This window comes from Malikia granosa, assembly GCF_002980595.1.
Classification (GTDB): domain Bacteria; phylum Pseudomonadota; class Gammaproteobacteria; order Burkholderiales; family Burkholderiaceae_C; genus Malikia; species Malikia granosa.
The window spans coordinates 1-7,456 of record NZ_PVLQ01000059.1; the positions used below are offsets into that span (position 1 = coordinate 1).

5 protein-coding genes are annotated in these 7,456 nt (G+C 69.0%); all 5 read left to right on the forward strand.

Translation table 11 applies throughout. The features are described 5' to 3' along the window. The first annotated feature begins 73 nt into the window (after positions 1-73). The 5 genes from C6P64_RS13485 to C6P64_RS13505 all read left to right on the forward strand — a co-directional run bounded on the left by C6P64_RS13485 (position 74) and on the right by C6P64_RS13505 (position 7,396). Positions 74-2,134 (forward strand): hypothetical protein, encoded by a 2,061-nt coding sequence (locus C6P64_RS13485; RefSeq protein ID WP_211296850.1) that lies wholly within the window; start codon positions 74-76, stop codon positions 2,132-2,134. Positions 2,135-2,247: 113 nt separating this feature from the next. After that, complete coding sequence (locus tag C6P64_RS13490) at positions 2,248-4,878, forward strand: fused MFS/spermidine synthase (RefSeq protein ID WP_105749079.1); 2,631 nt, start codon at positions 2,248-2,250, stop codon at positions 4,876-4,878. Positions 4,879-4,960: 82 nt separating this feature from the next. Further along, positions 4,961-5,779, forward strand: a complete 819-nt coding sequence (locus C6P64_RS13495; RefSeq protein ID WP_170073106.1) for a peptidyl-prolyl cis-trans isomerase — start codon at positions 4,961-4,963, stop codon at positions 5,777-5,779. Then, a complete protein-coding gene (locus C6P64_RS13500; protein ID WP_105749081.1) occupies positions 5,776-6,759 on the forward strand; it encodes a HupE/UreJ family protein in 984 nt (327 codons plus the stop codon). The genes C6P64_RS13495 and C6P64_RS13500 overlap by 4 nt, the downstream gene beginning before the upstream one ends. Positions 6,760-6,772: 13 nt before the next feature. Further along, a complete protein-coding gene (locus tag C6P64_RS13505; protein WP_105749082.1) occupies positions 6,773-7,396 on the forward strand; it encodes a TIGR02466 family protein in 624 nt (207 codons plus the stop codon). Positions 7,397-7,456 lie beyond the last annotated feature (60 nt).

A 7,456-nucleotide genomic window follows, 5' to 3' on the forward strand; every position in this document is an offset into this window, starting at 1 on the left:
TATTTTTCAACGGCCTGCTAATCAGAACACCCTGCGCGACGTTGCCCTGGCTGCCTCCGCCCTGTGCGCGGCCATGAGCGTCATCGTTCCCGCCGTCGCTGCCGAGAAGGCCGCCACCAAGCCGGCCGGCACCTATGTCTCCGGTGACTTCCACAACCACACCACCTGCTCCGACGGTGCCCTGTCGCTGCAGCGCCTGGTCGACCGTTCGGTCAATGCCTACAGCCTGGACTGGTTCGTCCAGGCCGACCACGGCGGCAGCAGCGCGCGCAACTGCACCCTGCGCGAAGACCCGTTCGAGCCGGTGGCACCGGCCCTGGGCCTGAGCAACAGCTCGACCGGCCCCTATGGCGGCACCGTGACCTATCCCTCCGGCGGCCAGCCGGCCAGCACCGGCAAGGGTCCGAACCAGAGCTGGCAGAGCACCCTGCCCAATGGCGTCGCTGACATCAAGGGCGACGGCACCGCGAACCCGAAGCGCATGTGGCGCTGGCAGGAAATCAAGGAATTCCAGTACCCGGTGCTGGAAGCCGAGAGCCGCAAGCACAACAAGCCGGTCTGGATCGGCCTCGAGACCAACAACCCGGGCCACGAGCACACCTCGACCACCATCCTGACCGGCCAGCTGCCCTGGCCCAAGACCGGCAACGGCAATGCCAACCTGATGGCCCAGTTCGAGTACTGCTTCGACCGCAGCGACACCGACACCAGCCGCGGTGCCGAGAACCAGTGGGACTGCTCGGTCGCCGGCAGCCCGAACAACAACCTGATCGATCCGGTCTCGCGCAAGATCGCCAAGGCCGGCAACCTCGGTGGCGGCAACAGCGCGGCCAACCCTGACCTCGGCCACATCAAGTCGGTCGAGGCCGTCAAGTGGATGAACGAGAAGGCGCCCAACACCAGCTTCTACGTGCCCGCCCACCTCGAGCGCGCCGGCGTCTACAGCCCGACGGGCAACCGCGGCTTCAACATCGAGCACCTGCGCAACTTCAACAACGCGGCTCCGCGCATCGCCTTCGGTTTCGAGTCCATGCCTGGTCACCAGGCACAGGAAGACCGCGGCGGCTATGGCACCGGCGCCGCTGGCGGCGGTACCTTCGGCGGCTCTGGCGCCTATGCCGGCCTGGTCGGCGGCGTCTGGGATGCCCTGCTGGGTGAAGGCCGCAACTGGTGGTTCTTCGCGAGCTCTGACTACCACAACCGCGGCAGCTTCGGTGCCGACCAGCGCGAGACCAACTCGGACTTCTTCCCGGGCGAATACACCAAGGACCATGTCATGGTGCGCAAGGGCAAGGGCGACCTGACGGCCGAGGGCATCATCGACGGCCTGCGCAGCGGCAACAGCTATGTCGCCAACGGCGACGTGATCGACCGCCTGTCCTTCGTGGTCTGCACCGCCAACCCGGGCCTGCCGTTCAAGGCCAACCAGGCCCTGGTCGAGAAGGCTGCCGCCAATGCCATCGCCAACAAGGGCGAAGTGCGCATCGACGGTTGCGCCACCATGGGCGAGAAGCTGGTTGCCCGTCCGGGTGCCGACCTGATCGTCGCCGTGGCGGTACGCGACCCGCAGGGCAAGAACAACTCGCCCTACAGCTTCCCCAACCCCTCGCTCAAGCAAGTCGGCATCACCCAGCCGCTGGACAAGCCGGAACTCGACCACATCGACCTGATCGGCGGCCTGGTGACTGGCTATGTCTCGCCCAGCGACACCGCGCGCTATGCCGGCCCGATCGGTTCCGACGCTGCCAGCAACAAGTCGACCAAGATCCTGAAGGTCTTCAACAAGACCAACTGGACCGCAGGCAACGATGGCGTGCGCACCATGAGCTACCGCGTCCCGGCCGTCAAGGCTTCGCAGTACATGCGCCTGCGCGGCACCAACCTGCCGGCTGCGACCCCGTTCGAGACCGATGCCCAGGGCAATCCGCTGTCCGACTGGGAAGTCAGCCCGGTCGACCAGACCGTCAAGGGCAACGTCCCCTGCGCCGATGCAGCCTGCCCGGCGCACATGCGCACCGTGGCTGGCGTGAAGTATTCGAGCTTCGACGTCGCGGCCTGGTCTGACCTGTGGTTCTACAGCAATCCGGTCTTCGTTGAGGTCATCAACGGCGTCAAGGTCGCTGGCGTCAAGTAAGCCAGTCTCCTTAGCGGGCCTGAGCTGCTGGTCCGATCTGGCCACCAGGACAGATCGGACCAGTTTTACCCGACCGGCGCCTGGCGCCGGTCTTCCCTTTGCTTCTTGAATTCATGACTAGTCTTGCGGGTGTTTCCCGTGTTGCGCTGCCGGCAGTCCCCGTCGGTGGCAGGCAGCTGGCCGGCCTGCTGCTGGCCCTGGCATCGGGCGCCTGCGGCCTGGCCTGGCAGTTCATCTGGACCCAGCAGTTGTCCAACAGCCTGGGCCACGAGATCGTGGCGGTGCTGGCGGTGCTGGGCGCCTTCTTTGGCGGCCTGGCCATCGGGGCCTGGGCCCTGCGCCGGGTCATCGAGCGTTCGGCCCGGCCGGCGCTCTGGTATGGTGGCCTGGAGCTGCTGATCGCGTTCTGGGGCCTGGGCTTGAGCCTGCTGCTGCCGGTGCTGACGCCAGGCCTGGGCCGGCTGATCGGTGCCGAGCCCTCGGCCTGGCGCCATTGGGGCCTGGCCTTTTTCCTGCCCCTGCTGTTGCTGTTGCCGGTCACGGCGGCCATGGGCGCCACCTTGCCCGCGCTCGAGCGCTGCTGGCGCAGCACGGGTGCCTCCTTGCTGAGCGCCCTCTATTCGGCCAATACCCTGGGTGCCGTGCTCGGCACGCTGGGTGTCGTCTTCATCGCGATTCCGCAACTGGGCCTGCAGGCCACGGCCATGGCCTGCGCGGCGCTCAACCTGGTCTGTGCCTTGTCCGCGCTGGCCTTGAAGCCGGGCCAGCACAGTGCCGGTGCCCAGGCGGCAACCGTCCCGCCGGTGGCCGCTGCAGCTGCCGGGGCTGAAGTCGGCCGGCGGCATCTGTGGCTGTTGTTGGCCGGATCGGGCTGGCTCGGCATCGGCTACGAGGTGCTCGCGGTCCGGGTGTTGAGCCAGGTGACCGAGAACACGGTCTACAGCTATGCGCTGCTGCTGGCGGTCTATCTGCTCGGCACGGCGGCCGGGGCTGGCTGGCACCAGCGGGCCCGGGCCCGGCTCGGCGCCGGCCAGGCTGGCCTGGCACGCCTGCTCGGCTGGCTGGTACTGGCCACGCTGGCCGGTGGCCTGAGCCTGTGGGCGGCCGATCGCCTGCTGGTCCTGCCCGCGCGCTGGTTCGGTCCTGGTGCGGCGTCGGCGCTGGCGGGCGAGGCATTGGCGGCGGCCGTTGCCATGGGGCCGCCGACCTGGGTCATGGGGGTGCTGTTCGCCCAGCTCTGCCACCAGGCCCGTGCCAGCCAGATGACGCTGGGCGGCGCGCTGGCGGTCAATACCGCCGCCGCGGCCCTGGCGCCCTGGCTGGTCGGTGTCTGGCTGATTCCGCTGCTGGGCGCGCGTGGCGCGCTGCTGCTGATTGCTGCCGGCTATCTGGCGCTGATGCCGGGCCTGTGGCGCCGCGGCAGCGGCTTCTGGCTGCCGCTGGTGCTGTGGCTGCTGATGGCGGCATTCACGCCCGCGCTGCGCTTCGTCGACCTGCCGCCGGGCGGCCGGGTGCTGAGCTATCGCGATGGCGTGATGGCGGCGGTCAGCGTGGTCGAGGACGGCAGGGGCGTGGCGCGCCTGCACATCAACAACCGGGTCCAGGAAGGCAGCAGCGCCAGCGGCGCGATCGAGCGACGGCTGGCCCTGCTGCCGCTGCAGCTGCATCCGAAGCCGCAGCGGGCCTTGTTCCTGGGGCTGGGCACCGGCTACACGGTGCAGGTCGCGGCGCGCGATCCGGGCCTGCAGGTCGATGGCGTCGAGCTGCTGCCCGAGGTGATCGAGGCCGCGCCGCTGTTTGCCCGCTCGCCCAATGGCCAGCCTGCCGGCCAGGCTGGGCTGGAGCGGGTGCATGCGGTGGCAGCCGACGCGCGCCGCTATGTGCTGGCGGCGCCGCAGCGCTATGACGTGGTGATCGCCGACCTGTTCCATCCGGCGCGCAGCGGTGCCGGCGCCCTCTACACGCGCGAGCATTTCGCCGCCGTGCGCGAGCGGCTGGCGCCCGGTGGCCTGTTCTGCCAGTGGCTGGCCTTGCACCAGATGGAAGTCGAGACGCTGCGCAGCATCGTCGCGGCCTACCTGGAGGTCTTTCCCGAGGGCCGGGCGGTGCTGGTCAGCAACAGCCTGGACACCCCGGTGCTCGGCCTGGTGGCCAGGCCCGACATGCCGCGCTTCGAGCTCGGGGCCCTGCGTGCCCGCCTGGCGCCGCCCCAGCCCGAACTGCGCCAGCTGCTCGGCAGCGCCGGTCTGGCGGACGAGTTCGACCTGCTCGGCGCGGCCCTGGCCGACAGCCGCAGCCTGCAGCGCTTTGCCCAGGGCGCCGCGGTCAACAGCGACGACCGCCCCTTCGTGACGCACCGTGCGCCCTGGGCCACCTATGCCCCGGCCAGCCAGCCGCGCGAGCGGCTGCACGAGCTGATCTCGAGCTGGCGCGTCGAGCCCGGCGACTGGCTGCAGTCCGCCGACCCCGTCTTCGAGCAGCGCCTGCAGCGCTACTGGGACGTGAGGCGGCGCTACCTCGAGCTCGGTATGGCGACGGCTCCCAGTCCGGACCCCGCCGCGATGCTGGACCGGCTGCAGCAGCCGCTGCTCGGCCTGCTGCGCGACAGCCCCGAATTCCGGCCCGCTGCCGATACCCTGCGCGCGCTGGCCGCCGCTGTCTCGGCGCGCGATCCCGGCCGGGCCGACGAACTGCTGCGCGAGCTCGCGCGCCTGCAGCCACGGGCGCCAGCCCTGCGTTCCTGAGGCAGGTCAGCGCTTTCTTGCTCAAGCCATCGACTGTTCTTCAATCCCATCATCCATCGGTCCCTGAATGAAATCGACATCAGTGAATTCCACCCGACTGCAGACGGCGCTGCGCGAGCCCTTGCTGCATTTCCTGATCCTGGGCGCCGCCGTTTTCGGCATCGACCAATGGCTCAATGCCGACAGCAGCAGCTCGCGCGACATCGTCGTGACGGCCCAGGTCCAGCAGGAAGCCAAGCAGATCTTCGAGGCCGGCATGAAGCGCGAGCCCAAGCCGGAGGAACTCAAGGTGCTGCTCGACCGCTGGGTCGACAACGAGATCCTCTACCGCGAGGGCCTGCAACTGGGCCTGGACCGCGGCGACTCGGGCATCCGCGACCGCGTGATCTTCAAGACCCTGAGCGTGACCCAGGCCGGCATCGTGCTGCCCGAGATCGACGAGGCCGGCCTCAAGGCCTGGTTCGAGTCGAACCGCGACCGCTACGACACGCCGGCCCGCTTCGATTTCCTGGAAGCCGCCGTGCCGTCGGACACCCAGCTCGAGGCCATGCAGCGCTTCGCGGCCGCGCTCAACGGCAAGCAGGACGAGCCCGGCATCGAGAGCAGCCTGCGCGTGTTCCGCGACCGTCCGCGCTCCAACCTGCTGCAGAGCTACGGCAAGGACTTCACCGAGGCGATCGAGCAGCTCAAGCCCGGCCAATGGCAGGTCCTGGTCAGCAATGACGGACCACGCGTGATCCAGCTCGAAACCCTCAAGCCGGCGGTCGCCGCCGACTTCGAGGCGGTCAAGGTCAAGGTCTACCAGGACTGGAAGGACGAGATGAGCTCGCAGCGCAGCAAGGAGCTGATCCGCGAGATGGGCAAGAAGTACAAGATCCGCCAGGAGAGCCTGCCGTCATGACTGCCAGCCTGTTGCGTTCGCGTCTGGTGGCCCGCCTGCTGGGCTGCCTGCTGCTGCTCTGTGCCGGCCTGGGGCTGAACCCGGTCCAGGCCCACGAGATGACCATTGCCGAGCTGACGGTGCGGGAGTCGGCGGCCGGCGACTATTTCTATGCCTGGGGCGTGCCGGCCAAGGTGACCCCGGTGTCCGAGGACCTGAGCTTGCGCTGGCCCGAGGGCTGCGAGGTCGCGGGCCAGTCGGTGCGCTGCGGCCCGCAAGGCCTCTACGGCCAGCTGGCGGTCGAGGGCCTGGGCAAGGTTTATTCGGCCGTGCTGCTGCGCGTGCACTGGCGCAGCGGCGAGAGCCAGGTCATCACGCTGACCTCGAACCAGCCGCAGACCCGCCTGTTCGGCGGCGCCAAGGACGAGCGCGGCGCCGGCGAGATCGCCTCCGCCTACACGGTGCTCGGGGTCCAGCATATCCTGTCGGGCTACGACCATCTGCTGTTCGTGATCAGCCTGCTGATGCTGGTCGGTTTCCAGCGTCGCCTGGTCATGACCATCACCGCCTTCACCGTGGCGCACAGCCTGACCCTGGGCGCCAGTGCGCTGGGCTGGCTGACGCTGCGCTCGGCGCCGGTCGAGGCCTCGATCGCGCTGTCCATCCTGCTGGTCTGCGGCGAGGCGCTGCGCCAGCGCGAGACCCTGGCCCGGCGCTGGCCCTCGCTGGTGGCCTTCCTGTTCGGGCTGGTGCATGGCCTGGGCTTTGCCGGCGCCCTGCGTGCGATCGGCCTGCCCGAGCAGCATTTCAGCGTCGCGCTGCTGACCTTCAACCTCGGCGTCGAGATCGGCCAGCTGCTGGTCGTGCTGGCCTGCTGGCTGCTGATGCTGCTGGCTGGCCGCTGGCTGCGCGCCAGCCGGCTCAGGCAGCCGCTGCTCTATGCGACCGGCGGCATCGCGGCCTACTGGTCGATCGCGCGGCTGGCCGCCATCATGTCCTGATCCGGGGGGCGAGATGAGCGACCTGTTCGAGCTCTTTCCAACCCCGGTCATGCGCGTGCCGCGGGTGCTCGACGACAGCGGCGTGCGTGCGTTCCGGCAGCGCTTCGTGCCGGCTGCCGGACAGCTCAACCACCATTCGGGCGAGCTGTCGCATTCGCAGATCCTGGCGGCGGATGCCGATCCGCTGCTGGCCGACCTGAGCGCCCGCCTGGCGCCGCACCTGGCCGAGTTCGGCACCCATCTGTTCGGCCAGTCGCTGAGCTGGACGATCAAGGAGATGTGGCTCAACGTGATGCAGACCGGTGGCCGCCAGGCCATCCACACCCATGCGAATTCCTTCGTCTCGGGCGTGCTCTACTTGAGCGACTGCCATCCGGCTTCCAACACCCTGTTCATCCGCAGCCTGGGCGGGCAGGGCTATGTGTTTGCCAATACCCATGCCAAGGCGGCGGTCGGGCCCTTCAATGCCGAAAAGTGGCGCGGCCCCGATCCGGCGCCGGGTGACCTGGTGCTGTTTCCCAGCTCCCTGCTGCACGAAGTGCCCGTCAACCGCGGTGGGCTGCGCGTGACCCTGGCCTTCAACGCGATCCCGGACCGGCTCGACGCCTGGGGTTATTCGATCTCTTTCGGCCGTTGAGCGCCGCTGGCTGCCAGTTTGGCGCAACGCTCACCAGGAGTAACTATTCAGCCCCCCCCA

Coding starts and splice junctions, on each gene's coding strand:
- C6P64_RS13485 (WP_211296850.1), top strand. CDS start 74: ATGAGCGTCATCGTTCCCGCCGTCGCTGCCGAGAAGGCCGCCACCAAG.
- C6P64_RS13490 (WP_105749079.1), top strand. CDS start 2,248: ATGACTAGTCTTGCGGGTGTTTCCCGTGTTGCGCTGCCGGCAGTCCCC.
- C6P64_RS13500 (WP_105749081.1), top strand. CDS start 5,776: ATGACTGCCAGCCTGTTGCGTTCGCGTCTGGTGGCCCGCCTGCTGGGC.
- C6P64_RS13505 (WP_105749082.1), top strand. CDS start 6,773: ATGAGCGACCTGTTCGAGCTCTTTCCAACCCCGGTCATGCGCGTGCCG.